23 protein-coding genes are annotated in these 24,459 nt (G+C 62.5%); 8 read left to right on the top strand and 15 right to left on the bottom strand.

The window, feature by feature from the left end; all coding sequences use genetic code 11:
• The first annotated feature begins 310 nt into the window (after positions 1 to 310).
• Genes ACSX1C_RS16350 through ACSX1C_RS16340 form a run of 3 tightly spaced genes read left to right on the top strand, consistent with a single transcriptional unit; the run spans position 311 to position 3,212 of the window.
• A complete protein-coding gene (locus ACSX1C_RS16350) occupies positions 311 to 1,432 on the top strand; it encodes a Re/Si-specific NAD(P)(+) transhydrogenase subunit alpha (protein ID WP_439887015.1) in 1,122 nt (373 codons plus the stop codon).
• A gap of 11 nt (positions 1,433 to 1,443) precedes the next feature.
• Positions 1,444 to 1,773 (top strand): NAD(P) transhydrogenase subunit alpha, encoded by a 330-nt coding sequence (locus tag ACSX1C_RS16345; RefSeq protein ID WP_439887014.1) that lies wholly within the window; start codon positions 1,444 to 1,446, stop codon positions 1,771 to 1,773.
• A gap of 2 nt (positions 1,774 to 1,775) precedes the next feature.
• Positions 1,776 to 3,212, top strand: coding sequence for an NAD(P)(+) transhydrogenase (Re/Si-specific) subunit beta (locus tag ACSX1C_RS16340; RefSeq protein ID WP_439887013.1), 1,437 nt, complete (start codon positions 1,776 to 1,778; stop codon positions 3,210 to 3,212).
• A 48-nt stretch (positions 3,213 to 3,260) separates the two neighbouring features.
• Here the strand turns inward: ACSX1C_RS16340 and ACSX1C_RS16335 are convergent, their stop codons facing one another.
• A complete protein-coding gene (locus ACSX1C_RS16335; protein ID WP_439887012.1) occupies positions 3,261 to 4,223 on the bottom strand; it encodes an IS1595 family transposase in 963 nt (320 codons plus the stop codon).
• A gap of 433 nt (positions 4,224 to 4,656) precedes the next feature.
• Here ACSX1C_RS16335 and ACSX1C_RS16330 point away from each other — a divergent pair, with 433 nt between their 5' ends.
• Positions 4,657 to 4,872: a DUF1127 domain-containing protein gene (locus ACSX1C_RS16330; RefSeq protein WP_439887011.1), complete on the top strand. Its 216-nt coding sequence runs from the start codon at positions 4,657 to 4,659 to the stop codon at positions 4,870 to 4,872.
• A 251-nt stretch (positions 4,873 to 5,123) separates the two neighbouring features.
• Complete coding sequence (locus tag ACSX1C_RS16325) at positions 5,124 to 5,330, top strand: DUF1127 domain-containing protein (RefSeq protein WP_439887010.1); 207 nt, start codon at positions 5,124 to 5,126, stop codon at positions 5,328 to 5,330.
• Positions 5,331 to 5,364: 34 nt separating this feature from the next.
• On the opposite strand, the gene ACSX1C_RS16320 is transcribed toward ACSX1C_RS16325, so the two are convergent.
• The 14 genes from ACSX1C_RS16320 to ACSX1C_RS16255 form a co-directional block, all read right to left on the bottom strand.
• On the bottom strand, positions 5,365 to 6,492 hold the full coding sequence (locus ACSX1C_RS16320) for a glycosyltransferase family 4 protein (RefSeq protein ID WP_439887009.1): 1,128 nt from the start codon (positions 6,490 to 6,492) through the stop codon (positions 5,365 to 5,367).
• Positions 6,493 to 7,626: a glycosyltransferase family 4 protein gene (locus ACSX1C_RS16315; RefSeq protein ID WP_439887008.1), complete on the bottom strand. Its 1,134-nt coding sequence runs from the start codon at positions 7,624 to 7,626 to the stop codon at positions 6,493 to 6,495.
• The gene (locus ACSX1C_RS16310; protein WP_439887007.1) at positions 7,610 to 8,992 is read right to left on the bottom strand and encodes a glycosyltransferase family 4 protein; all 1,383 of its coding nucleotides are present in this window, start codon (positions 8,990 to 8,992) and stop codon (positions 7,610 to 7,612) included. The genes ACSX1C_RS16315 and ACSX1C_RS16310 overlap by 17 nt, the downstream gene beginning before the upstream one ends.
• A 20-nt stretch (positions 8,993 to 9,012) precedes the next feature.
• The gene (locus tag ACSX1C_RS16305; protein WP_439887006.1) at positions 9,013 to 10,260 is read right to left on the bottom strand and encodes an ABC transporter ATP-binding protein; all 1,248 of its coding nucleotides are present in this window, start codon (positions 10,258 to 10,260) and stop codon (positions 9,013 to 9,015) included.
• Positions 10,260 to 11,057 carry an ABC transporter permease gene (locus ACSX1C_RS16300; RefSeq protein WP_439887005.1) on the bottom strand — a complete coding sequence of 266 codons (798 nt, stop codon included), beginning with the start codon at positions 11,055 to 11,057 and terminating at the stop codon, positions 10,260 to 10,262. Before ACSX1C_RS16300 ends, ACSX1C_RS16305 begins: the two co-directional genes overlap by 1 nt.
• On the bottom strand, positions 11,057 to 12,496 hold the full coding sequence (locus ACSX1C_RS16295; RefSeq protein WP_439887004.1) for a mannose-1-phosphate guanylyltransferase/mannose-6-phosphate isomerase: 1,440 nt from the start codon (positions 12,494 to 12,496) through the stop codon (positions 11,057 to 11,059). The genes ACSX1C_RS16300 and ACSX1C_RS16295 overlap by 1 nt, the downstream gene beginning before the upstream one ends.
• Before the next feature lie 4 nt (positions 12,497 to 12,500).
• Positions 12,501 to 13,472 (bottom strand): GDP-mannose 4,6-dehydratase, encoded by a 972-nt coding sequence (locus tag ACSX1C_RS16290; RefSeq protein WP_439887003.1) that lies wholly within the window; start codon positions 13,470 to 13,472, stop codon positions 12,501 to 12,503.
• Positions 13,473 to 13,474: 2 nt separating this feature from the next.
• Complete coding sequence (locus ACSX1C_RS16285; RefSeq protein ID WP_439887002.1) at positions 13,475 to 14,383, bottom strand: GDP-mannose 4,6-dehydratase; 909 nt, start codon at positions 14,381 to 14,383, stop codon at positions 13,475 to 13,477.
• Positions 14,384 to 14,454: 71 nt separating this feature from the next.
• The gene (locus ACSX1C_RS16280) at positions 14,455 to 15,324 is read right to left on the bottom strand and encodes an FkbM family methyltransferase (protein ID WP_439887001.1); all 870 of its coding nucleotides are present in this window, start codon (positions 15,322 to 15,324) and stop codon (positions 14,455 to 14,457) included.
• A 42-nt stretch (positions 15,325 to 15,366) separates the two neighbouring features.
• Positions 15,367 to 16,524 carry an acyltransferase family protein gene (locus ACSX1C_RS16275; RefSeq protein WP_439887000.1) on the bottom strand — a complete coding sequence of 386 codons (1,158 nt, stop codon included), beginning with the start codon at positions 16,522 to 16,524 and terminating at the stop codon, positions 15,367 to 15,369.
• Positions 16,525 to 16,538: 14 nt separating this feature from the next.
• The gene (locus tag ACSX1C_RS16270; protein ID WP_439886999.1) at positions 16,539 to 17,378 is read right to left on the bottom strand and encodes a class I SAM-dependent methyltransferase; all 840 of its coding nucleotides are present in this window, start codon (positions 17,376 to 17,378) and stop codon (positions 16,539 to 16,541) included.
• Positions 17,379 to 17,421: 43 nt separating this feature from the next.
• A complete protein-coding gene (locus ACSX1C_RS16265; RefSeq protein ID WP_439889433.1) occupies positions 17,422 to 18,297 on the bottom strand; it encodes a class I SAM-dependent methyltransferase in 876 nt (291 codons plus the stop codon).
• Entirely contained in the window at positions 18,297 to 19,859 is a 1,563-nt protein-coding gene (locus ACSX1C_RS16260) for a glycosyltransferase (protein ID WP_439886998.1), read from the bottom strand. The genes ACSX1C_RS16265 and ACSX1C_RS16260 overlap by 1 nt, the downstream gene beginning before the upstream one ends.
• Positions 19,856 to 21,349, bottom strand: coding sequence for a glycosyltransferase (locus ACSX1C_RS16255; RefSeq protein ID WP_439886997.1), 1,494 nt, complete (start codon positions 21,347 to 21,349; stop codon positions 19,856 to 19,858). The genes ACSX1C_RS16260 and ACSX1C_RS16255 overlap by 4 nt, the downstream gene beginning before the upstream one ends.
• Before the next feature lie 379 nt (positions 21,350 to 21,728).
• Here ACSX1C_RS16255 and ACSX1C_RS16250 point away from each other — a divergent pair, with 379 nt between their 5' ends.
• From ACSX1C_RS16250 to ACSX1C_RS16240, 3 genes are all read left to right on the top strand, one after another.
• Positions 21,729 to 22,046: a DUF2388 domain-containing protein gene (locus tag ACSX1C_RS16250; protein WP_439886996.1), complete on the top strand. Its 318-nt coding sequence runs from the start codon at positions 21,729 to 21,731 to the stop codon at positions 22,044 to 22,046.
• Between the two features lie 141 nt (positions 22,047 to 22,187).
• Entirely contained in the window at positions 22,188 to 22,508 is a 321-nt protein-coding gene (locus tag ACSX1C_RS16245) for a DUF2388 domain-containing protein (protein WP_439886995.1), read from the top strand.
• Positions 22,505 to 24,457, top strand: a complete 1,953-nt coding sequence (locus tag ACSX1C_RS16240) for a DUF7844 domain-containing protein (protein ID WP_439886994.1) — start codon at positions 22,505 to 22,507, stop codon at positions 24,455 to 24,457. The genes ACSX1C_RS16245 and ACSX1C_RS16240 overlap by 4 nt, the downstream gene beginning before the upstream one ends.
• Positions 24,458 to 24,459: the final 2 nt, after the last annotated feature.

The following is a 24,459-nucleotide window of genomic DNA, read 5'->3' as shown; positions in this document are numbered from 1 at the left end:
CCGGCAGAGTGATGAACCCTGATTCATGTCGAGGATACCGATAGCCACCGCAAAACCCGTTAATCGATCCGCAGGCGCCGGTGCAGCAGGGCTCGCCCGGGAAAACTGGCCATGAAGTCAAAGCGTGACCTGTAGTTATCGCCAGGTTTTACTCCAGAACGCCTTGAAGCCCCCGCGCTTCGCCTGCAAAATGCCGCGCCCTGCCCTCGCAGCAGCATCTGCTAGGGTGGGTTTGTGCTGATCCTCCCCATTGCCCGCGTGCCATCCGTAGTGCGCCGGTTCACTAAAAAGATCACGCAGGAGAAAAGAAGTGCACATCGGTGTTCCTCTCGAAACCCAAGCCGGCGAGACGCGGGTAGCCGCGACGCCGGAGACCATCAAGAAGCTGATCGGCCAAGGCCATCAGGTAACCGTACAGAGCGGCGCGGGGGTCAGCGCCAGCATCCCGGACAGCGCCTACGCGGCAGTCGGCGCCTCCATCGGCAGCGACGCCGCAGCCTTCGGCACCGACCTGGTGCTCAAGGTGGTGGCGCCGACCGACGCCGAACTGGCGCACATGAAGACCGGCACCGTGCTGGTCGGCATGCTCAACCCGTTCAGCGACGAGACCATCGCGCGCATGAACGCCCGCGGCATCACCGCCTTCGCCCTGGAGGCCGCGCCGCGCACCTCCCGCGCCCAGAGCCTGGACGTGCTGTCGTCCCAGGCCAACATCGCCGGCTACAAGGCCGTGATGCTCGCGGCCAACCACTACCCGCGTTTCATGCCCATGCTGATGACCGCCGCCGGCACGGTGAAGGCCGCCCGCGTGCTGATCCTCGGCGCCGGCGTCGCCGGCCTGCAGGCCATCGCCACGGCCAAGCGCCTGGGCGCGGTGATCGAGGCCTCCGACGTGCGTCCGGCGGTGAAGGAGCAGATCGAGTCCCTCGGCGCCAAGTTCGTCGACGTGCCCTTCGAGACCGACGAGGAGCGCGAGTGCGCCCAGGGCGTCGGCGGTTACGCCCGGCCGATGCCGCAGTCGTGGATGGAGCGCCAGGCCAAGGCGGTGCACGAGCGCGCCAAGCAGGCCGATATCGTCATCACCACTGCCCTCATTCCGGGTCGTAAGGCACCGACGCTGCTCCATGAGAGCACCGTCGAGCAGATGAAGCCGGGCTCGGTGGTCATCGACCTGGCCGCGGCCCAGGGCGGCAACTGCCCGCTGACGGTCGCCGAACAGGTGGTCATCCAGCACGGCGTGACCCTGGTCGGCCACAGCAACCTGGCCGCCATGGTGCCGGCCGATGCCTCGGCGCTGTACGCGCGCAACCTGCTGGACTTCCTCAAGCTGGTCATCGACAAGGACGGCCAGTTCCACCTCAACCTCGAAGACGACATCGTCGCCGCGTGCCTGATGTGCCGCGACGGCCAAGTCGTGCGCAACAACGGCTAAGGAGCAGGGACATGGATCTGATTTCCGATGGCATCTACAACCTGATCATCTTCGTGCTGGCGATCTACGTCGGCTACCACGTGGTGTGGAACGTCACCCCGGCCCTGCACACCCCGCTGATGGCGGTGACCAACGCGATTTCCGCGATCGTCATCGTCGGCGCCATGCTGGCCGCGGCCCTGACCGTGACCCCGCTGGGCAAGGCCATGGGCACCCTGGCCGTGGCCCTGGCCGCGGTCAACGTGTTCGGTGGCTTCCTGGTCACCCGGCGCATGCTGGAAATGTTCAAGAAGAAGGCGCCCAAGGCAGCATCGGCTGCCGCGCCCGCGGAGAAGCACTGACCATGAGCATGAACCTGATCACTCTTCTCTATCTGGTGGCGTCCGTCTGCTTTATCCAGGCGCTCAAGGGCCTGTCGCACCCGACCAGCTCGCGCCGCGGCAACCTGTTCGGCATGGTCGGCATGGCCATCGCCATCGTCACCACGGTCGGCCTGATCTACAAGCTGGGGGCCGAGATGGCCACCGCCGGCATCGGCTACGTGATCGTCGGCCTGCTGGTCGGCGGCAGCGTCGGCACCGTCATGGCCAAGCGCGTCGAGATGACCAAGATGCCCGAGCTGGTCGCCTTCATGCACAGCATGATCGGTCTGGCCGCGGTGTTCATCGCCATCGCCGCAGTCGTGGAGCCGCAGTCGCTGGGCATCGTCGCGACCCTGGGCGAGGCCATCCCCTCCGGCAACCGCCTGGAGCTGTTCCTCGGCGCGGCCATCGGTGCCATCACCTTCTCCGGCTCGGTGATCGCCTTCGGCAAGCTGTCGGGCAAGTACAAGTTCCGCCTGTTCCAGGGCGCACCGGTACAGTTCGCCGGCCAGCACCTGCTCAACCTGGCGGTGGGCCTGGCGATCATCGGCCTCGGCCTGGTGTTCACCTTCACCGGCAACCTCAGCGCCTTCGCCCTGCTGGTGGCCCTGGCCTTCGTCATCGGCGTGCTGATCATCATCCCGATCGGCGGCGCCGACATGCCGGTGGTGGTGTCCATGCTCAACAGCTACTCGGGCTGGGCCGCGGCCGGTATCGGCTTCTCGCTGAACAACTCGATGCTGATCATCGCCGGTTCGCTGGTCGGCTCCTCCGGCGCGATCCTCTCCTACATCATGTGCAAGGCGATGAACCGCTCGTTCTTCAACGTCATCCTCGGCGGTTTCGGCGGCGATACCGATGCCGGTCCGGCGGCCGGCAGCCAGGAGCAGCGCCCGGTGAAGTCCGGCTCTTCCGACGACGCCGCCTTCCTGCTGACCAACGCCGACAGCGTGGTCATCGTGCCCGGCTACGGCCTGGCGGTGGCCCGCGCCCAGCACGCGCTGATGGAGCTGGCCGAGAAGCTGACCCATCGCGGCGTCACCGTGAAGTACGCCATCCATCCGGTGGCCGGGCGCATGCCGGGGCACATGAACGTGCTGCTGGCCGAGGCCGAGGTGCCCTACGAGCAGGTGTTCGAGATGGAAGACATCAACTCCGAGTTCGGCCAGACCGACGTGGTGCTGGTGCTCGGCGCCAACGACGTGGTCAACCCGGCGGCGAAGAACGATCCGAAGTCGCCGATCGCCGGCATGCCGATCCTCGAGGCCTTCAAGGCCAAGACCATCATCGTCAACAAGCGCTCGATGGCCAGCGGCTACGCCGGCCTGGACAACGAGCTGTTCTACATGGACAAGACCATGATGGTGTTCGGCGACGCCAAGAAGGTCATCGAGGACATGGTCAAGGCCGTCGACTGACCTCACCCTCGCTGAAAAAGCCCGGCCCCGTGCCGGGCTTTTTCATGGCTATGTCCCAATAGCGTGTTGCATGGTTCGTCCTACCGCCTCCTGGATGCAGTGAACCGGCCGAATGCCGTGCTGATAGCGCTCCAGCATACGGCGCCAGCCCAGATAGTTCGGGAGGTAGCGGGTGGCCACGCCATGAAAGCGGGTCATCCAGTTCTTCAGTCGACTGTGGTAGGCATTGACGTTCTGGAGATGGAAGGCGCCCTGGCGTACGCGCTGGCCGGGGCGAGCATGCACGACCTGATGGGTGATGCCCTGCACCCGGGCGAAACTGGCATAGACCGCCGCTCCGTCAGTGCACAGCACGGACTCCTGGTCGATCAGCGGCATCAGCGCCTCGCGGACATGATGGGCATCGAGCTTGGCCAACTTGAAGTCGGCGGTATGGCCCTCCCGGTCGCGCACCACCATCACCGGGATTTGATCTTTCCCCGTGCCGCGGGTCACGCTGACCCCGCCCCGTTTACGCGGCGGCCGCGGTAAGCGTCGCTGACCTTTGAATGACTCCAGAAAGAACGTTTCATCCACTTCGACAATCCCGCTCTCATGGGTGGCGTGATGCTCGGCGGCTGCCGCCAGGAAACGGTGCCTCCAGAGAAACGCGGTGTTCTTACTGATGCCGCACGCCTTGGCAGCCTTGCGCACGCTCAGCCCATTAATCAGTGCCTGGGCATAGTCTTTCCAGCGCTCGGGGTAGTGCAGGCGGGCAAGGCCGGTTGCCGACAACGCGGTACACGTCCGTCGGCAGCTACGGCAGCGATAGCGACGCAGACCACGCGACCACCCCCAGGGCGCGAGGTATCTCGCAGCGGCCTGGCAATGCGGGCAACTCTGCAGCGCCGGCAGGTCATCAAGCACCGCTGTTGTGGGCGGGCTCTGCAGGGCTTGATGAAGCGTGGATTTCTGCTGGGGGCTGAGCTGGCCTAGTTGAGCCAGCCAGTGGTGAAAGGCTTGAGTGTCCATGATGGGCAGACCTCCCGAGCGGATGCCTGCCTTTCAGATTAGTTCTTGCAACACATCGTTGGGACATAGCCTTTTTCATTGCCGGAAGAGCCGCCCAAGCCAGTACAGATAACCCCAAACCACCCGACAGGCGCGAATATTTTCTGAACACGGAGTCAATGGCATCGAGCAATCAATTTGCAACTGTACCGGCAGGCAGTCACTGAAAAATTCGATAGATACAGGTCAATCAACCAGGACTTCTGGTAAATACGCGATAGCCAACTGTTGTGCGGTACAATTTTTACGAAAACAGGCATAACAGTTACAAAGCAAACTATCTAATAGGCCCGTAATTACCAATAGCTGTGACTACAGAATCCCTTGGCAAAAGCGGAATATAGGCACCAGGCAAAACACTCTCTAGACCCGCCACAAGCGGAAGGATGTCACCATGGAACGCACCCTCAGTTCCGACCTGTTCTTCGAACACAGCGCTGCCCCTGCCACCAGTTCCCTGCCGCTGCGCATCGCCGCCACCCTGTTGCTGTGGCAGCGCCGCATCGTCAGCCGCCGCCAGCTGGCGCGCCTGGATGCCCGCCTGCTGGCCGATGCCGGCATCAGCGAGAGCCAGCGTTTCGCCGAGCTGCGCAAGCCGTTCTGGCGTTAAGCGCCACGGCCTGCGTCGACCCGCTCTGCAGACGAGCCCCGCCCACGCACCGCGTCGGCGGGGCTCGTCATTTGTGGCGGGCCATCCGCACGGCTGTGGAACAGTTATCCGACCGAACAGCAGAACAGTTCCAAATTACCGAAGACTGCACCAATACAATTTGACCTCGCTGTAGCTGCCAACTGTTCACAGGGGGCGCGAACATGGTGTCCCATACCTCACACCCGCCCGAGGCGGGAAGGTCGACTGTCATGGAGCGCACCCTCAGCACCAGCACATTGCCCCTTCAGCCCAGCCACACCCAGCCGCTCGGCCGACTGCACGCCACCCTGGCCCTCTGGCTGCGCAACGCCCGTACCCGCCGCCAGCTGGCCGCGCTCGATGAGCGCCTGCTGATGGACAGCGGCATCACTCCAGCCGACCGTCGACGCGAACTGGAGAAGCCGTTCTGGCGCTGAGCGCGTTACGAACAACGAGCCGATCAACCGGCTTTCAACCTGCCATAGTCTTGCGCACCAGCAGCTCACGGTAGAGGGCTGCTGTCTGCAGCCCCATACGCTCGGCCGTGAACAATTGTTCGTAGCGCCGTGCTGCCTGCTGACCCATCCACGTCGCCTGCGCCGGGTTGTCCCACAGCGTGCGCATGGCTTCGCGGAAGGCCGGGGGATTGCTCCGCGGCACGACCAATCCGGTCTGGCCGTGCACGTTGATGTAGCTGGTGCCGGTACCTATCTCGCTGGAGATCATTGGCTTGCCGTACATCGCCCCCTCTAGCAGGGAGATGCCGAATGCCTCGGAACGCAGGTGAGAAGGAAACACGATGGCCGAGCAGAGTGTCAGGAGGGCGACCTTGTCCTCCTCTCCTAGACGCCCGACAAAATGCACGTGATGCAACCCCAGGGCCTGGGCCTGAGCTCGTAGCTCCAGTTCCAGCGGACCAGCGCCGACGATGACCACCGGATAGGCGGTGCCCTGTACCGCCTCGAGCAAAATGTGCAGCCCTTTGTAGTAGCGCATCACTCCGACGAACAGGAAAAAACGCGAACCAAAGCACTGCTGCCACTGCCGAAGCCGCTCCGAGGAAGGCACCGGATAGGCGGCCTTGTCCAGGCCATAGGGTATGACCGAGGTCTTGTCCCGGTAGCACGACAACACCTTGCTGGTTTCGAGGTAGTTGGGTGAAGCGGCGACGATATGGTCGGCGCTGCGCAGGAAGCGGTGCATCAGAGGCCGGTAGAGCTTCAGCAGGTTCTGCTGACGGACGATGTCCGAGTGGTAGGTGACTACCGTCGGCTTCTTGATCCGGGCGAGGAAGTGCAGGATATCCATGAATGGCCAGGGAAAATGGTAATTGACCAGGTCCACCTCGGCGGCCAATGCCTTCAGACGCCCCAGCACGCTATAGGAAAAGCCGGTGGACGCTAACTGCAGATCCAACTGGGCTCGATGCACCCGGTGGTCCGCCACCATCAACTCGCGCGGCTGCGGATCTGCACTGAGCGTCAACACCTGGCTCTCGATGCCATGAGGAATGCCGCTCTGGCAGATCTGGTATATCACCTGCTCGATGCCGCCCACGGACTCCGGCATATAGGTCTTGAAGAAGTGCAGAACCCGCATTCAATGCTCCAACGTCTGCCGGTAAACGGCAGCCGTGATACGCGCACAGCGTTTCCAGGAAAAGCGTTGTGCCTGCTGTAAGCCCTGTGCCCGACACGCCAGCCACTCGGCTTGATCGTCGATCAGCCTGAGAATCGCCTCGCACCAACCCTGGTCATCTCCCGGCTCGACATAGGTGCCGGCAGTCCCCGCCACCTCGGGCAACGCCGCCCGTGCCGACAACACCACCGGCACGCCGCTGGCCATCGCCTCCAAAACCGGTAGGCCGAAACCTTCGTACAGCGAGGGAAACAGCAGCAAACGCGCGCCGGCCAGCAACTCGGCCAGGGCCTCGTCGCTCTGATAACCGAGCACGCGCACCTGCCCCGTGGCCAAGGCCAGCTGCAACTCGGCGGCAAAGCTTTCGCTACGCCAACCGGCCATACCGACGATCAACAATGGGAAGCGCACGCGCACGGCCTCAGGCAACCGCGCATAGGCACGCAGTGCCTGGGATAGATTCTTGCGCGGCTCCAGCGTGCCCACGCACAGCAGATAACCGCCAGGCGAGAGCCCGAGAGGTGCCAGCCGGACATCGAGCCACTCAGCCTCGCGCGGGTGGAACCGCTGGGCATAGCCTAGGGGAGCGACTTGCAGCCGACTGCCCCCCACGCCATAGTGCCGGCTGATCTCATCCGCCACGAACTGCGAATCCGTGAGAATGCACTGCGCCCGCTCGACCGCCAGCCCGACGCGGCGCTCGATCTCCGCCAGGCGGTCACGCGGCTGCGTCTCCGGGTAGTGCAGGTGGGTCAGGTCGTGCAGAGTCATCACCATAGGCCCGGCGAAATCCAGAGGCCATAGGCTGGGTTCATGATACAGCTGCACCCCACGCCGGCCAGCACCTCGGTCGAAACGGCGCTGGTCGAGCCAGCGGCGAATCCGATACGCCCCCGGAACCTGCTTGGCCAGCGTCGCCCACTGGCTGTAGCCGGGCAGCGCCGCTGGCGGCAGCTGACGGCTCCAGCCCCAACCATGGAACAACTCCAGCTCGAGCTGCGACTCGTCGTGCAGGGCGCCGATCAGCTCGGACAGATACTGACCGATACCGGTACGTGGCGCCTGCAGTATCCGGGCGTTAAGGGCGATCCGCATGCATCACCGCCGCAGGCGCCCTCCCGGTCAGCTCAATACCGCTCAGCGTCCCGCCAATCAACTGCCGAGCCGCCTCGTGCCAGTCGATCCATTGCCAGTCGGCGAGCGGCCGCAACGCGGGAAAGCGCCCCGACGCCTCGAACGCCAGGATCAACTCGACCAGCGATTGCGGGTCGGTTACATCGAAGTACGCCATGAACTCGCCGCCAATCTCGCGGAATACCGGAATATCGCTGGCCATGGCCGGCAAGCCACGTTGCATAGCCTCGACCAGCGGCAAGCCAAAACCCTCGACATAGGAAGGAAAGACCAGCGCCCTGGCATTTGAATAAGAAAACTCCAAGCTCTTGTCGTTGACTTCGTTAAACATGAACAGGCGCTGGTCCTTCATCGGATGCCGGTTAATCCGCTCGATCAGCGCCTGACATTTCCAGCCAACCTTGCCGATGATGCACAGCCGCACCCTCGAGCCCTGCGCCCAGAGTCGCTCGAAGGCGTCGAGCAGGTAGTCATGGTTCTTGCGTGGCTCAATGGTGCTAACCATCAGGTAGACCGGCTCGCCTTGAGCGAAGACCCGCCGTAGCTGCGAATGAAGTGGCGCACCGGCACGATTCAGGTCCAGTTCGGAGCCCAGGTGGAAATGGCCATGCCAACGACGGGCAGCCTGGTCGGGCTCTAAGCGCTTGTGCAGCTCACGCTCGACCTGCTCGCTGATGGTCTTGGAGATCGCCATGAAGCCATCGGCAGTCCTGGCGATCCAGTCGAACCACTGATCGAAAACCCTCACCAAGCCGTCATCGCAAAACTGCGGATGGGTCAACGGGATCAGGTCATAGATGACCGAAACAATGCCCACGCCTTGTTGTTTGAGGCGCTCCGCCAGCTCAAAGAAATCGGCGTGCCAGGAAGAGTCGAGCAGCAGCAACTGATCGTCGTCACGTACCTGCAACGGCACGGCTCTCTGCGGAGCCGGCTGCGCATTGCGATTGAGCCACAACAGGCCGCGTAGCGGCAGGACAATCGCCGCGCTCGCCAGCTTGCACGGCCAGTACAGCAGGCGCCGCGCCATCGTAGAAGAGCGGAACGGCCATAGGCGCTCCAGGCGTGAGTGCCACCACCAATAACGGTTTCGCGCGTGATCCAATTGAATGATCCAGCCTTGGCGCAGCGGCGCACCCTTGGCTGCCTTCAGCGGCGCCAGGCTCAACACGCGATATAGCTGCCCACCATTCATCATCACCGGCACGCATTCGACTCCGCCCGGCAGCTCGTCCAACTGCTTGATGATGTTGCGCACGACCCGTTGAATACCGGAGTTGTCCTGCGGGTGCTCGAACACATAGGTACATTCGATAAGAAAACGCATGGTCTGCCGTCAGGTTCCTGTTATTCCATGAGCTCAGCAACGGGCGTCATTCGCTCGATCGCCGTGCGTGAATCCAGCCAGGTACAGCCGACGAAATCTGGCTGTTTGACGTTGATGACGTGGAATACCAGGGCGAAATCTCGCCATTCGTAATTGGTGTCCAGATGGGAGTCGAATCGCGACAACGACAACGCAATCGAATAGTTTCCCTTGCCCAGCGCCGCGGGGAAGCTGAAGCGATAAACGATGCGCTCACCGGCCCTCACCGACTCTAGGGCCTGCCCCAGACGGTGGGTATTGATGCCGTATATGGGTTGGCCCATGCGATCCTTGATCATGAAACCGAGAACCAGGCGCGGGATATCGACCTTAACGTCGACCGTTACCTCAAGGGTGACCTGGCTACCCACCTCGATGACTTCGACTCGTTGCCCCTGTGCATTGAGCAGTGCGATATCGGCAAAGCCGGCCTCGCCCGTTCCAGAAATAGTGCGCACCTTGCCATTCGCCAGGCGCTCCTGCCGCACCGTCTGCTGCTCGCGCTCGGCCAGCATGGCGCTGTAGAAATCCATCACCTCTTCCGGCGCACCCTCCAGCGCCAGGCGACCGTTAACCAACAGAATGGCGCGGTCGCAGAGGGACTGAATCGCCTGTCGGTCATGCGAGACGATCAGCAAGGTGGTGCCGGCCTTGCGGAATTCGCGGATGCGATCGAAGCTCTTGTGCTGGAAATAGGCGTCGCCAACCGCTAGCGCCTCGTCGACGATCAGCACATCCGGGCGCCGTGCCGTCGCCACGCTGAAGGCCAGGCGCATCTGCATCCCGCTGGAATACGTACGCACCGGATGGTCGATATAGTCGCCGATCTCGGCAAAGGCCTCGATCTCAGGCATCAGCGCGTGCAGCTCCTCCATGCTCAGCCCCAACAGCTGGCCCGCCATGAAGACATTCTGGCGGCCGCTGAAGTCCGGGTGAAAGCCCATCCCCAGCTCCAGCAGGGCGGCGACCCGACCCTGAATCTGGATCTGCCCGGCGTTCGGCTGAGTAGTGCCGGTGATCATCTTCAGCAGCGTGCTCTTGCCCGCGCCATTGACCCCGATGATGCCCAGTGCCTCGCCAGGCATGACGCGAAAGGAGATGTCACGTAGCACCCAGGTCAACTGATGGCGCAGCGGCGAAAAGGGGATCAGCCACTCGGCCAGGCGCGCCCAGCGCGTGGGGTACTGCTTGTAGGCCTTGCCCAGTTGCGTAACCTGAATACTGCCCATCAGAGTTCATCCACCATTTCGCCGGAGCGCTTGCGGAACAGGCGCATGCCCATCAGGCAGAGCACCGCCGCTAGTACGGCGGTCGGCCAGAGCGCCGACCAGTCCGGCCAGTGCCCATACACGAAAATGCCCTGGTACGCGGCGATCAGCGGTGCCATCGGGTTGCCACCGAGCAGCGGCTGAATCCCTTCGGGGAGAATCGACAACGGATAGACGATGGGCGTGAACCAGAACCAAAACTGCAGAAAGATGCCGACAAATTGCCCGACATCACGGAAGAACACGTTGAGCACCCCAAGGATGATGCCCAAGCCGATCGAGAATGCGATCTGAATGACCAGCACCGGGATCACCCCCAATACCACCCAACCGGGAAAGTTCTGCATCACCAGCAGAAAGCCGAGAAACAGTGCGAAGATAATCGCGAAATTCACGCCGGCATTGAGCACCACGATCAGCGGCAGGCAGATGCGCGGAAAACTCAGCTTCTTGATCAGGTTGGCATGTTCGAGAAAAACCGACTGGCTACGTCCGATCACCTCGGCGAAAAAGCCCCAGGCAAGAATCCCGGCACACAGGTAGATACCATAGGCCAGACTGTTGTCCACACCGGGCAGCCGGGCCTTCATCAATTGCGAGAAGATCACCGTGTAGACAATTATCATCGACAGCGGGTTGAGAATCGTCCAGGCAGCGCCGAGCAAAGAATTGCGGTAACGGGTCTGGAATTCCCGCTTAACGCTGCCAAGAACGAATCCGCGGTAGTTCCAGACCGCGTGCGCCATGCCGATCGCCATCAATTGCTCCTGCCGTACTGATCCTCGAAACGGACGATATCGTCTTCTCCGAGGTATTCACCGCTCTGCACCTCGATCATAACCAGGTCAATGACTCCAGGATTTTCCAAACGATGCCGGTGTCCCGCCGGTATGAAGGTGGACTCGTTGGCACTGACCAGCCGCGGCTCGCCCCCATTGATCACCCGCGCCATGCCCTGCACCACCACCCAGTGCTCGCTGCGATGATGGTGCATCTGTAGCGAGAGAGCGGCGCCGGGCTTGACCATAATGCGCTTAATCTTGAACCGAGGACCTTCCTCCAGAACGGTGTAAGTCCCCCACGGACGGCTCACGGTGCGGTGCAGGCGATAGGCATCGTGATTGTTGTCCTTCAGGCGCTTCACCACCTGCCGGACATCCTGAGCGCGATCTGCATGAGCCACCAGGATCGCGTCGGCCGTATCGACCACAATCAGGTCCTCGACGCCGACCGCGGCCACCAGCCGCCCCTCGCTCTGCACGAAAGTGTTGCGGCTGTCGACGAAGATCGCGTTGCCCGCGGCACGGTTGTTCTGCGCATCGGCCTCGACCAGGCTACTCAGCGCGCCCCAGGAACCGATGTCGCTCCACTCGAAAGCGGCCGGCACCACCGCGACCTTCGCCGAATACTCCATCAAGGCGTAATCGATCGACACATCCGGCAGCGCGGCAAAGTGCTCGCTATTGAGCTCCTGCTGCAGCATTGCTCCCAACTCCTGGGCCGGACTGGCCGCAACGCACACCGTCGCCAGTTGGAGCAGCTGCGGTGCATGCTGCTCCAACTCCCGCAGCAAGGTGCCAGCGGTGAAGCAAAACATGCCTGAGTTCCACAGGAATTTGCCGCTGGCCAGGTAGTGTTCTGCGGTCTGCTGATCGGGTTTCTCGACGAAACGCTCGACCTCGGCTGCACCAAACGGATCCAACTGGGCGCCCGCCTCGATATAACCAAAGCCGATTTCCGCCGCCGTAGGGCGAACACCGAAGGTCACCAGATAGCCATCCGCGGCAAGCGCGGCGGCCTGCTCGACTGCCGCAGCCAAGGCCTCGGTGCCTTTGATCAGATGGTCGGCGGGCATTACCAGCATCGTCACATCATCGCCGTGCCGCTCACGCAGTACCAGCGCCGCTGCCACTATGGCGGGCGCGGTGTTGCGGCCCATCGGCTCGAGGATGAAGTGCGCATGCTGCTGCGGCAACTTAGCAGCGAAGAAGTGATCCTTGCTCTGGAAGTAGTAGTCCCGGTTGGTCACCGTGACAATCTCCCCTCCCTTGACCACCAGCTCCGCGGCGCGCCGATAGGTCTTCATCAGCAGCGATTCGCCATCCGGCAGCAACATGAAAGGCTTGGGCTGCCCTTCACGGGATACGGGCCACAGTCGGGTTCCGGCGCCGCCGGAGAGGATCACGGGCACTAGCATGGGCTCACTCCTTGGACACGCGCTTGAGGTCGGCTTCCACCATCATCTGGATCAGGGACTCCAGGCTGGTCTTCGGTGCCCAACCCAGGACCCGTTCGGCCTTGCCCGGGTTGCCCAGCAACACCTCCACCTCCGCGGGACGGAAGAAGGCCGGGTCAATCACCACATGCTCTTGGTAATCCAGGGCCACATGAGCGAAGGCGATCCGGCACATTTCCCGCACAGTAGTGGTTACACCCGTGGCCACCACATAGTCATCGGCCTGGTCCTGTTGCAGCATCAGCCACATCGCCTCGACATAGTCGCCGGCAAAGCCCCAGTCGCGCTTGGCGTCGATATTCCCCAGACGCAGCTCCCGCTGCTTGCCCAGTTTGATCCGCGCCACCGCATCGGTGACCTTGCGGGTGACGAATTCGATGCCACGCAGTGGCGATTCATGATTGAACAGGATGCCGCTGGACGCATGCAGACCGAAGCTTTCTCGGTAGTTCACGGTGATCCAGTGACCATAGAGCTTGGCCACACCATAGGGGCTGCGTGGATAAAACGGGGTATTCTCGTCCTGCCGCTCGGCTTGGATCAGGCCGAACATCTCGCTGGTCGAAGCCTGGTAGAAACGGGTATGCGGGCTGAACTGGCGAATCGCCTCAAGCACATGGGTCACGCCCAGGCCGTCGACGATGCCCGTGGTGATTGGTTGGTCCCAGGAGCTGCCGACGAAACTCTGCGCGCCCAGGTTGTACACCTCATCCGGGCGTGCCTTGAGCATGGCGCGCTGCACCGAACTGGCATCCGCCAGATCGCCATCCAGATAGGCGATGTCTGACTCGATGCCCAGCTCGCGCAAGCGCCAGCGTGTATCGCTGCTGCGTCGGGCCACCAGACCATGAACCTGATATCCCTTGTCCAGCAGCAGTTTTGCAAGATAGGCGCCGTCCTGGCCGGTGAGCCCCGTAATCAATGCACTCTTATTCATTCTTATCGCTCTCTTGCGTCCCAGTCAGAGAGCACTCTGCGCAGGGTTTCCTTGAAATTTATGCCAGGTTTCCACCCAGTCTCTCTTCTCAGCTTGTCAGCGCTACCGACAACGCGACGCTGCTCGGCCCGCCGCAGGCGGGCAGGATCCTGCACCAACTCCACCTCGACTCCCGCTTCCTCGATCATTTCCATGATCAGGTCTCTAACCCGACGCTCTTGCCCCGAACAGACGTTGTAAACCTCACCATTCCGTCCGTATTTCAACAGCCGCAGATAAGCCTCGATGACATCCTGCACATCCAGAAAGTCGCGGCTCACATCGATATCACCCACCTCCAGTCGAGGGGCCTGCAGCCCAAGGCGAACTCGCGCCAACTGCCGAGCCACGCCGGAGATCACAAACGACTCGCTCTGCCCCGCACCGACATGATTGAACGGGCGTACCACAATGATGCGCCAAGGCTCGGAATAGCTCCACTGCTGACACAGCAGTTCGGCGGAAACTTTACTAACGGCGTAAGGGTTGCGCGGCTGTGGCACTCGCGTCTCGATGATCGGTAGCGCGTCTTCGTCGACCTGGCCATATACGTCGCCCGAACTGACGTAGAGGAACGTGCCCTCGAAGCCCCTGCGCTTAAGCGCCTGTAGCAGATTGAGCGTCCCCAACAGGTTGACTTGCAAGGTGCGTTCGGGGGCACGGAAGGCCTCAGGCACAAAGGTTTGCCCCGCCAGGTGGATGACCGCGTCCGGGCACTCCTCCGCCATCCAAGCATCCAGCGTCGCCGCGTCGGTAAGGTCATGGGGCCGCTCGGGGATGAGTTGCCAATCGCCCCCATCTTGGCTGGCTAACCGCGACTGCAGGTGACCACCGACAAAGCCTCCTAAGCCAGTAACGAGCAATTTACCCACTGAAACTCTCTCCTTGTTGCCGCCCATGAGGCCCCATTACCACCCGGTGTGACTGTGCACTGCCAACCTACTCAGTTAGAGAGACCGAGTCGCCTCATGCCGCTGCGGAGCCAATCAAGCAGACGCACGACGCGCCACAACCGGCTGCCATAGATCGCAGCCAGCTGCGATTCCGCCAAGCGGGCCCGACGCTGGGCCTCGAGCAGTTCGCCGTGCAGCGAACTGCTCGAGGCATGGGAATCCACTGCCGGGTGACTCAGCCGGTGTCCTCGACAGAGCTGGAACTCATCGAGAATGTTCGGCGGCAACGCCAACGGCACCAGCAGTTCGCTCCGCTCTGCCGCGACGTAGTAGCGATTGATCCCATCGCACAGTGACGATTCATAGCCCGCCTGCAGAATCAGCTCCTCCCACTCGGGCGTCTTGTCGAAGGCGGATTCGATCAAAATGATCCACGGCCGCCATCGCTGAAAATTCATGCCCTGCAGGACCTGACGCTCGAAACCTTCCACATCAATTTTTAGGAAATGCAGCGAGGCCTCCGCCGGCACGTGCTCTGCACAGATATCGGCAAGCCGTTTCGTTCGTACCTTGCGCTGAAGGAAAGGAATACCCGAAGCCGTCTGCAGCGCCGCCATCTCCGGGCTCAACGTCGACAGTCCGGTATCGGGCGACTCGAAGAACTCCAGCTCCTCCTCCCGGTCACCGACTGCCAGGCACAAATTCACGTCCTCCGGGCGCTCCCGACATAGCGCCGCATGGTAGTGCTGCACCGGCTCGATATTGATGCCGCGCCAACCGCGCTCGTACAACGAGCGGGTAACTGAGTCCTGGCTTGGGTGGTTGGCCCCTACATCTAAGTAGAAGCCCGGCCCAAATAGCTTTAGAGCACGCCACAACATCACATCTTCGAAATTCTGCGCGTAGGAAATGAATTGCATGACGAAGGTCACCCTTGCTGCATGATTGGCGGTTAGTTTCTGCTAGTGACTTTTTAGCGGGAGGTCCATGCGGCCGCAAAGCTCTTGCTTGTGCAGCAAGCGCTGCGCAATTCGCTTGCCGCGCTCGCGTAATGGACACTCGATCAGCCGGTAGTTGAGTTCGCTGAGTCCGACAATCAGCACCGCTGCGCCCATCACGAAGGGATAAAAAAATTCGTCGCCAAAACCCTGCTGCTCCGGATACAGGCGGAACCAAAACTCACGAGTAACGAAAAAGGCCGGGACATGTATCAGGTAGATGGCATATGAACGCGTCCCCAACCAGATCATGAGCCGTTTGAAAGCACCATCGGGCCAGAGCCAGCCACCATCACAGGAGGCTCCCCAGACCAGTGCCGCAGACAGCGCAGCGATCAAGCCGATGCGAACGGATAGCATCTGGTATTGATCGGCGCCGAGGGCGCCGAGACCAACTAGTGCGGCAAGCAGGAAGACCGGTCCGCGCCAGCCACGGATCAGAGAGGATGGTCTGAACCATTGGTAGGAGGGGTGTCCGGTCCACAGGGCTATCAATATTCCCAACGCCAAAGCATCTGTGCGGAACATCATGAGCAGCGGTGTCCGCATAGAAAAAAACTGCAACAACACCAGTGCTCCCAGCGCGTAGGGCAATAGACGACGACTGAGCACGATCAGGAGGGGAAACAGCAGATAAAACTGCTCTTCCAGGGAGAGGCTCCAGTAGACAAAACTGGCCCCATACTCCCATTGCATAAATGCCTGGGCGAACCGCACATTCGCAACCTGCAAAACGGCAGCCAATGTGGCGGCAAGATTAGCTTGCAGCGTGCCAAAGACTCCAGATGAGTTGAACGCCAGAGTCGCGATCAACGTTACTACGAGCCACAACCATGCCGAAGGCAGCAGCCGCCATACCCGCCGTATCCAGAACGACAAGGTAATTCGCAGCATGGCACCGGAGTCCCGTTGACCTTGTAGACGCGGAACAAGATCTCGCGCAATGACATAACCCGATATGGCGAAGAACAAATCGACGCCCACCCAGCCACCGAAATGACCGTAGAAGCGCGCCAATGCCGGAGTTGTCCAACTGATCAGATTGGCATTGGCGTGATGTATCACGACAAACAGCACGGCAATACCGCGTAGCAACTCGATATCTTCGATTCTATTGTTCATCCTAATCGCTTGGCTCAAGGCTTGCGCGCGACGACAACTTGGCTCTTGGGCATCACCGCGTCCAACGCCGCCTTGATTCGCGGCCCCGCCGGCAGAGACAGCAGCTTCGACCAGGTTTCCGACCAGTTCTCCAGCAAGGGATGCCAGGGCGGCGTCAGCGGTTGATTCTCACAGGCCCAATACAGCGACCACCAGACCGAGTGGTAGAAGCCATACTGCATGCTGTGCTCGACGACTAGACCTGCCTCGACCGCCAGCTGCTTCAGCTCACCCCGCTTGAAGATCCGAATATGGTTGGGCTTCTCGAAGTAGACGGACGGCGCTATGTGCTGCTGCACGCCTTCGATGACTTCGTCGGGAACGCTCAATAGAAACTGCGCCCCCGGCTTGGCGACCCGTACTAGCTCCGCCATGAATTGCGCCGGATCGTCGACATGCTCCAGCACCTCCATGGCGACGACCTTGCTGACCCTCGCATCGGGCAACGGAATTGGATTGGCGTCCGTTACCAGCGTCTGCACACTGCGCGCCGTTTCCGCCTGCAAGCGCTGGCGGGCCGTTTCGAGCTTCTCGGCATCGACATCGGCGAGAATCATTTCCGCACCTTGCCGGGCGCTGAAGAGGGCGTAGCCGCCCTCGCCACAGCCGATATCCAGCACAGAATCTTCGGGGCCAATGGCAAAACCTCTGACCAGCTCTCCCGTTTCGTTCTGCAGCCAGCCACTAAGGTGGATATCCACCAGACCGATATCGATCTGCTCGGCCTCGACGGGCGCAGGCACCCGTGGCACCGGCTCTGGCGCAAGCAGGAGGGCGGGAGTGGCGGATAACAGGCGTTTGAGCCGGTTCAGCATGTCTGGATTCCTGTGAGGAGACTGATGGCCTTGATAGCGCCGATCAATCAGGTTTGCGCGCAACGATGACCTGACTCTTCGGCATCAGGCGATCCAGATGCTGCTTGACCGAGCTGAATTCGGGTATCTGGATGAGGCGATGCCAGAGACTGGCCCAATCGTCGAGCAGCGGCGAATAGGGCGGATGCACCACATCATGGGTTTCGCCGGCGAGCTGCTCGCCGGATGCGCGAAGCTGCGCCCAGTAAATCAGCATCCAAATGCTCCAGTAGAATCCATAGGACGAACGCCGCTCGATGACTAACCCAGCATCTGCGACCACCTGGGCGAAGGCATCTCGCTCAAAAATATGGATATGGTTCGGCGGCTCGAAATAGTGCGAGGGAGCGCAGTCCTGCTGAATGCGTTCGCCCACCGGGTCAGGCACCGCCAGCAGATACAACGCACCGGGGCGCCCCACTCGAAGCAGCTCGCGCAGTACGGCCGCCGGATCAACCACATGCTCAAGCATTTCCAGGGCAATCACCCGGGTCGCATAGCCGTCCGCCAGCGGAAGTGGACTGCTATCGGATACCAGACCTTCGACGGCCCGGGCCGGGCTGTCCACTAGTCTCTGCCGTAACGCCTCGATTTTTTCCGGCACCACGTCAGTGAACACCACGTGCGCCCCTCGGTTGGCGCTAAATAAAGTCGCCCCGCCCGCTCCGCATCCCACATCCAACACCACGTCCTGCGGGCCGATGGCAAAACCGGAAAACAGCTCATCACTGGAGTTCAGGAACCAGCCACTCTGCACTGCGTCCACCAAACCACAATCGCGGGAGTCCACATAGTCGGACGCCGCAGTCGGTACGGGAGACGTAACGCCGCGCGTCGCACCCAAACCAGTCAGCCGACGCCACCAATCAAACATTCGCATCATGCATAGGCCTTCTGGTCGAGCCGAAGAAAGGCAGACAGCGTCTGCGATGCGGCTTCACGGGAACAGTGATGCTGCATGCGCTCAATGGCATTGTGGGCAAGTTGCCTATAGCGCTCGGGTTCTTCCTTGGCGCAGCGATATGCAGCCAGGTAGGCATCCCGCAGGGACTCCCAATTGATCTGGTGCCGCTGCGTCCGGTACGCCAGGCGCGGATCGTGGGACCAAGCGGTAGCGTCCAGCCAACTGTCGACCACGAAGGCTACGCTCTCGTCGATGTAGTCGATCATGGCCGAATGACGGGGCGCAATCGCTGGCTTGCCGCAGGAGAGGAATTCCATCAAGGGCAAACACTGGCCCTCGCCGTGTGAGGCATTGACCGCGAAAGCACTCGCCCGAACCAGATTATCGAACTCGCTGCCCTCCAGATATCCATGGAGCAGGACCACCCGGCACTTGAATTTGGGCATGCGCGCCATCCAGATCAGCATGTCGTGCATGGCGGATTGGTATTCACGGTGGCCCAGCTTGAATACCAAGGTGGCATCGGAGGTATCGCGAAACGCGGAGCAAAATGCAGTCAGCATATCCGCCCAGTTCTTGCGCCCGTCGTAGGGGTTGAATAACGCAGTAAAGATCACCCCCGAGAGCTCCAGAGTGGACGCTACCGGCAGCCACTCCGGCATCTTCGGAGTCATCCCCGCCACTGGCGGGCGTGGTGGCTCCACAGTATTGCGCGGCTCCAACTGCTTACCCTGGTCCTCCCCCACCAGTTCGACCTGCGATCCGTCTTTGCCTCGCCCCTTTGGCAGGAAAGGCAACAGTGGGCACAGCACCTTCAGGTACCACTCTCCCAGATAGCGGCGGGTGACGAGGTAGCGGGACTGCTGTCGAATCTGCGGTACCGCTGCTGCATTCGGGCCTGACGGCTGTCGAGCCAAGGCGCTCTCATGCTCACGAATCGCCTGAACCACCCTGGCCGCGGCATTCTCGCCAAAGATATAGGGGCTAAGGCTGGGGTCATGACTATCGACCACTACGCCCGAGCGGACCTGGAGCCTAATCGGTGCCGTCAGCGGTAACTCACCACGGCGCTCTCGTAAGGCGGTGAACTTATCCCATACCGGGGACGGGATCGAAACGATGGGAAACTGTGCCCCCAACTCCCGGCGCACGGCGTCGACAACCATCTGCGAGTGAGTGATACCGCTGCCGCAAGCACTTAATACATGACGCCAATCCTGCTGGACTTCATCCAGCCAGTGCTCGTTGGGAATACTGTCGAACTCCCAGGCGAATACCGGCAGGGTTGGACAGCGCAGTCCCAGGAACGTCTTATGTGGAGGAGAGAACGAGAGGAAAAGGCATCGCTCACCCAAGGCGCGGCCCTCATCGTAGAGACGATCGACCTCCAACTCGGGGCGTTCGACGACTATCACCTGGCCCAACTCTTCGAGCACGGGCAAAAAGTCGCGCAGCACGAAGTAATAGCTGTACTCCGGCAGGCCCATGCTGTTGGCTATGCGCTCGGCGGTGACCTCGGAGTAGATCAAGAATTTCATGGCGCCATGCTCCCATGCAGCGATAGCACAGCTGGCTGCTCGCGCTCTCGCATGACGCTCTCGAGGAGTGCACCCAGTGGCGCTGCCACCACATCGACCGAGGCGAACGTCTGCATTCGCGAAAAGGCCTGCCGCGACATAGCGCGATAGTGATCGGGAACAGACTTGGCGACCCCATAGCTGGCCCTATACGCCTCGACCAGCGACTGCCAGTTCAATCGATGACGATGGGTCGTGAAAATGCCTGTGGGGTCATGGGGCCAACAGAATGGTTCCAGCGAACACTTCAAGGGAAATGCCAATTGATCGTCGATATAATCGGCCATCGCGGTGTGAACCGGCGCGATGGCCGGCTTGCCCGCGCAGAGAAACTCCATGAGAGGGAGGCACAAGCCTTCACCCGAAGAGGCGTTTACGTAATAGGTCGAGGCACGAATCAGTGCGCGATACTGGTCATCCTCGAGAAAGCCATGCAGCACGAGCACGCGGCAGCGGAACGGAGCCAACCTCGATAACAGGGTCATCAGCACGATGCGGTAGTACTCGAGATCGTGATGGGTCATCTTCACGATCAGCGTGGCATCTTCGCTCTCCTTGAAGGCCCAGCAGAATGCAGTAATCAGCTCGACCCAATTCTTGCGGCTGTCGGCCGGATTCAGCACGGTTACATAGACCAGCCCCCTCACCTCAATCGACTGTAATGACAGGTCGCTCGCCGGCTCCTCGCCCGGCGCCGGTTGGGGCACGCTGACGGTGAGCGCAGCATCGGTGGTTAGCGAAGCATCGGCGGCGGAGCCTACAGGCAGACGCACCTCCTGCCACCACCCCTGCAACAAGGCCTTACTCAGTTGCCAGGCCTCGGCCAGGCGCCCGGGCGGCACCTCCACTGGCTGTGGCTTGGCCTCCACGACCGCTTCTGGCTTACGCACCAGACCGTCCGCCGACAACCCCAGGACGGGGCTGTCGATGGCCGTCCCACGGAAAAGAAACTGGCGACTGCCAAGATCGACAGGTAAACCGTTTGCCGACCCGAGATCGGCGTAACGATTCCAGATAGGCGCCGGTAAAGCGGCAACCGGGAGGCCGTTGGTCGTAACCTGTTCGACCAACCTGGCGGTTTCCTGGCTGGTACATATGACACCCTGCAGCCTGGCAAAGGCATGGCGCCAGTCGTTCTGCGAATTTTCATCCCAAGCAATAGACGGGAGGCTGTCGAACTCCCAGGCAAAAACCGCGACAGTGGGACAACTCAACCCTAGCGGGACTTGATGGGGTGGACTGAAACTGAAGAACACCACCGGCTCGCCCGTTGTGCGATGCTCCGCACACAGTGCCTCGACCTGGTCGGTGCTATTGACGATACGCACACTACCGAACTGCTCAAGCGCCGGGAGAAAATCCTTCATGAGGAAGAAATAACTGTATTCCGGTTTACCGAGCGAAGCCTGGATACTGGCCTGATCGATCTTCGACCCAACAAGAATGATCATGTCGCGAGTACAACTCCTCTCACCGCCGGGCAGTCGAGCACCGGTCCGCACAATTAATTGTTATTAGTTTCCATACCAAGAGAAGCCCGCCTCATCGGGGCTTCTCGCGGATACGCAGGGAAGCCACTCAGGCGGAATATGACCAAAACAGCGACATTGGCCACCAATCGGACAATGCCGCAGTTTACACAAAGTTTTCGCCCCTGATCAGTGGCAAAAACTAAATCCCATTCATTACTGACAACACCATCCCGTCCCCCGACGGCGGCCGGTAAACCAGGGCAAAGCGCCATCAACTGCCTGCTGCCTGTGAGCTTGAGCTAGGCTAGACCTCTACATAGTCCTGCTGAGCCACCCTTGCCTTCTAAGGAGCTAGATCATGACAGCCTTCCATCTTCTCTGTGCGACCGCGTTGCTGACGCTGGCCGCTAGCGCCACGGCCTCCAGCTTCGTCGGCACCACCGATGCCATCGGCAACTCCCTGGCCGGCACCGCGGAGGCCAGCTCCGATGCCACCTCCTCGCTGCGCGACGACAAGGTGGTCCTGGCCGCCCGCGACGATGCCGCCAGCTTCGTCGCCAGCCAGGGCGCCATCCGTGGCGTGCGCCTGGAGGCGGCCCTGAAGCATATCCGCCAGCACAACCCGGACCTACGCGCCGACGACCTGCAGCTGGCCAGGGTGATTCTCAGCCTCTGACCTCGCACATCCGGGTTTCGCCACACGCCGGCCGGGGGCTAGCCTTCGGCCGAGCCTAGATCGCCGCCCCCTTGCCTGCACGCGGAACCGTCGGCGTGCCAACTCGTCCAATCGTCACCGCCCTCTACCCGGAGCCCACCCATGCCCCGTCCGCTGTTCGCCGCCATCGCCTGCCTCATCCTGGCCGCCGGCAGTGCCCAGGCGCAGACCCTGGTCGCCACCAGCAACATCATCGTCCGTGCGCTGGACCGCAGCCTCGACTTCACCTCGGACACCACCACCTCGATCCGCGACATGAAGGTGGTGGCCGAGGCCCGCGACGACGCCGCCAGCTTCGTCGCCAGCCAGGGCGCCATTCGCGGCGCCCACCTGGAAGCGGCGCTGAGCGCCATCCGCCGCCAGGCCCCCGAGACCCGGTCCGCCTCCGACCTGGAGCTGGCCGAAGCCATCCTCGCCCTGTGAACCTGGCGCGCATCTGGCTACTGGCCACGGCGCTGCTCGCCAGCGCCGGCAGCGAGGCCGCCTTGCGCCTGATGCTGGACGGCGACGACCTCGACCGCCAACAGCGCAGAGCCAGCCAGGCACTGCTGGACGAAGCCCTCGACGCCTTGCCGCCCCTGCTGCGCGAGCGCCTGGATCGCCCCGTGGCGGTGCGCTGGCGGAGCATGCCGGCGACGGTCTACGGCCGCGCCGGACGCTTCAGCGGCATCGAACTGAATGCCGCCCTGCTCCCGGCCTTGAGCGATGGCAGCGCCGCCCACCAGCAGACCGGCCGCCCCCACGGCAGCCAGCGCCGCGAGCTGCTGGCCACCCTGGTGCACGAACTCACCCACCTGTACGACCGCGCGCAGCTCTGGCCGGCGAGCGAGCGACGCCAGTTGCAGCGCTGCCGGCGCCTGGCCGCCAGCCTCGGCGCGGTCGGCCTGCCCGACGCCTGCCGCGGCCAGACCGCGCGGCGCTTCACCCTGAGCGACGATCCCTACCTGCTCGATTTGGCCGGCTGGCCGCAGCGGATCGGCAGCCGCGGCCAGCGCGAGCACAACAACGCCCAGCGCGTGCGCAGCCCGGATGTCTACGAACTGAGCAACCCGCGCGAGTTCGTCGCGGTGAACCTGGAATACTTCCTCCTCGACCCCGACTACGCCTGCCGCCGCCCCTCGCTGGCGCGCTACTGGCGCACCCACTTCGCCTGGGCACCGCCGCACCAGCGGCCCTGCAGCGAGGGCTACGCCTACCTCAACGCCGGCGGCGACTTCGCCCGCCAGCCCCTGGCCAGCCTCGACCCGGAGCGGGTCTACCAGATCGACTACCTGCTCGCCGAGGCCAACCAGAGTTGGGCCAGCCGCTGGGGCCACAGCATGCTGCGCCTGGTGATCTGCGCCCCCGGCCGGCCGCGCGGGCCGGATTGCCGCCTGGACCTCGAGCAGCACCTGGTGCTGTCCTACCGCGCCTTCGTCGGCGATCTGCAGCTGTCCAGCTGGGACGGCCTGACCGGCGCCTACCCCTCGCGGCTGTTCGTCCTGCCCCTGGCCCAGGTGATCGAGGAATACACCAAGGTCGAGCTGCGCAGCCTGGCCTCGGTGCCGCTGCGCCTGGAACGCCGCCAGCTGGAGGCGCTGGTGACCCGCGCCGCCGAGCAGCACTGGAGCTACGACGGCGACTACTACTTCATCTCCAACAACTGCGCGGTGGAGACCCTCAAGCTGCTGCGCAGCGGCATCCAGTCGCCGCAGCTGCAGGCGTTCGACAGCATCCTGCCCAACGGCCTGCTGGACGGCCTGGTGGCCCGCGGCCTGGCCGACCCCGGGGTGCTCGACGACCCGCGCGAGGCGCTGCGTCTGGGCTACCGCTTCGACTCCTTCCGCGACCGCTACCAGGCGATGTTCGCCGTGCTGCAGGAACTGCTGCCGATAAGGCAGCGGCGGGTCGAGGACTGGCTGGCGCTGCCGGCCGCCGAACGCAGCGCCTGGTTCCCCCGGGCCGAGCTGCGCGCCAGCGCCGCGCTGCTGCTGCTCGAACAGGCCGCCTTGCGCCGCCAGCTGCTGCTGGCCCAGGATCAGCTCAAGCGCCGTTACCTCGGCGACCCGCGCGCCACGCAGCCGGGCGTGCGCAAGGCCGGCGACGCCCTGCAGCAGATCCTCGCCGGCAGCGGCTTCCTGAGCCGCCCGGCGGAGCTGCTCGACAGCGGCTATGGCCTGCCCCAGGCCGACGAGCGACGGCACCTGGAGGCCGAGAGCCAGAGCCGCCAGCACCGGCTGCGCCGCCTCAGCGACGACCTCGACCGCGAGGTGCGCCAGCTGCTGGAACCGGCGCTGCTGGCCGAACTGCAGGCCGGTGAGGCCAACCTGGCGGCGCTACGCGCGCAGCTGCGGGCGCTGCACCAGGCCGGCGGCGGCCTGCAGTTGCCCTGAGC

The sequence above is a fragment of the Pseudomonas sp. MBLB4123 genome (assembly GCF_051904775.1).
Lineage (GTDB): Bacteria > Pseudomonadota > Gammaproteobacteria > Pseudomonadales > Pseudomonadaceae > Aquipseudomonas > Aquipseudomonas benzenivorans_B.
Note: the sequence above shows the minus strand (reverse complement) of the source record. Positions and strands in the feature narration are given on the sequence as shown.

Coding starts and splice junctions, on each gene's coding strand:
- ACSX1C_RS16245 (WP_439886995.1), top strand. CDS start 22,188: ATGCCCCGTCCGCTGTTCGCCGCCATCGCCTGCCTCATCCTGGCCGCC.
- ACSX1C_RS16275 (WP_439887000.1), bottom strand. CDS start 16,524: ATGAACAATAGAATCGAAGATATCGAGTTGCTACGCGGTATTGCCGTG.
- ACSX1C_RS16290 (WP_439887003.1), bottom strand. CDS start 13,472: ATGAATAAGAGTGCATTGATTACGGGGCTCACCGGCCAGGACGGCGCC.
- ACSX1C_RS16340 (WP_439887013.1), top strand. CDS start 1,776: ATGAGCATGAACCTGATCACTCTTCTCTATCTGGTGGCGTCCGTCTGC.
- ACSX1C_RS16250 (WP_439886996.1), top strand. CDS start 21,729: ATGACAGCCTTCCATCTTCTCTGTGCGACCGCGTTGCTGACGCTGGCC.
- ACSX1C_RS16345 (WP_439887014.1), top strand. CDS start 1,444: ATGGATCTGATTTCCGATGGCATCTACAACCTGATCATCTTCGTGCTG.
- ACSX1C_RS16300 (WP_439887005.1), bottom strand. CDS start 11,057: ATGGCGATCGGCATGGCGCACGCGGTCTGGAACTACCGCGGATTCGTT.
- ACSX1C_RS16270 (WP_439886999.1), bottom strand. CDS start 17,378: ATGCTGAACCGGCTCAAACGCCTGTTATCCGCCACTCCCGCCCTCCTG.
- ACSX1C_RS16320 (WP_439887009.1), bottom strand. CDS start 6,492: ATGCGGGTTCTGCACTTCTTCAAGACCTATATGCCGGAGTCCGTGGGC.
- ACSX1C_RS16280 (WP_439887001.1), bottom strand. CDS start 15,324: ATGCAATTCATTTCCTACGCGCAGAATTTCGAAGATGTGATGTTGTGG.
- ACSX1C_RS16310 (WP_439887007.1), bottom strand. CDS start 8,992: ATGCGTTTTCTTATCGAATGTACCTATGTGTTCGAGCACCCGCAGGAC.
- ACSX1C_RS16305 (WP_439887006.1), bottom strand. CDS start 10,260: ATGGGCAGTATTCAGGTTACGCAACTGGGCAAGGCCTACAAGCAGTAC.
- ACSX1C_RS16330 (WP_439887011.1), top strand. CDS start 4,657: ATGGAACGCACCCTCAGTTCCGACCTGTTCTTCGAACACAGCGCTGCC.
- ACSX1C_RS16265 (WP_439889433.1), bottom strand. CDS start 18,297: ATGCGAATGTTTGATTGGTGGCGTCGGCTGACTGGTTTGGGTGCGACG.
- ACSX1C_RS16315 (WP_439887008.1), bottom strand. CDS start 7,626: ATGCGGATCGCCCTTAACGCCCGGATACTGCAGGCGCCACGTACCGGT.
- ACSX1C_RS16325 (WP_439887010.1), top strand. CDS start 5,124: ATGGAGCGCACCCTCAGCACCAGCACATTGCCCCTTCAGCCCAGCCAC.
- ACSX1C_RS16295 (WP_439887004.1), bottom strand. CDS start 12,496: ATGCTAGTGCCCGTGATCCTCTCCGGCGGCGCCGGAACCCGACTGTGG.
- ACSX1C_RS16255 (WP_439886997.1), bottom strand. CDS start 21,349: ATGATCATTCTTGTTGGGTCGAAGATCGATCAGGCCAGTATCCAGGCT.
- ACSX1C_RS16335 (WP_439887012.1), bottom strand. CDS start 4,223: ATGGACACTCAAGCCTTTCACCACTGGCTGGCTCAACTAGGCCAGCTC.
- ACSX1C_RS16260 (WP_439886998.1), bottom strand. CDS start 19,859: ATGAAATTCTTGATCTACTCCGAGGTCACCGCCGAGCGCATAGCCAAC.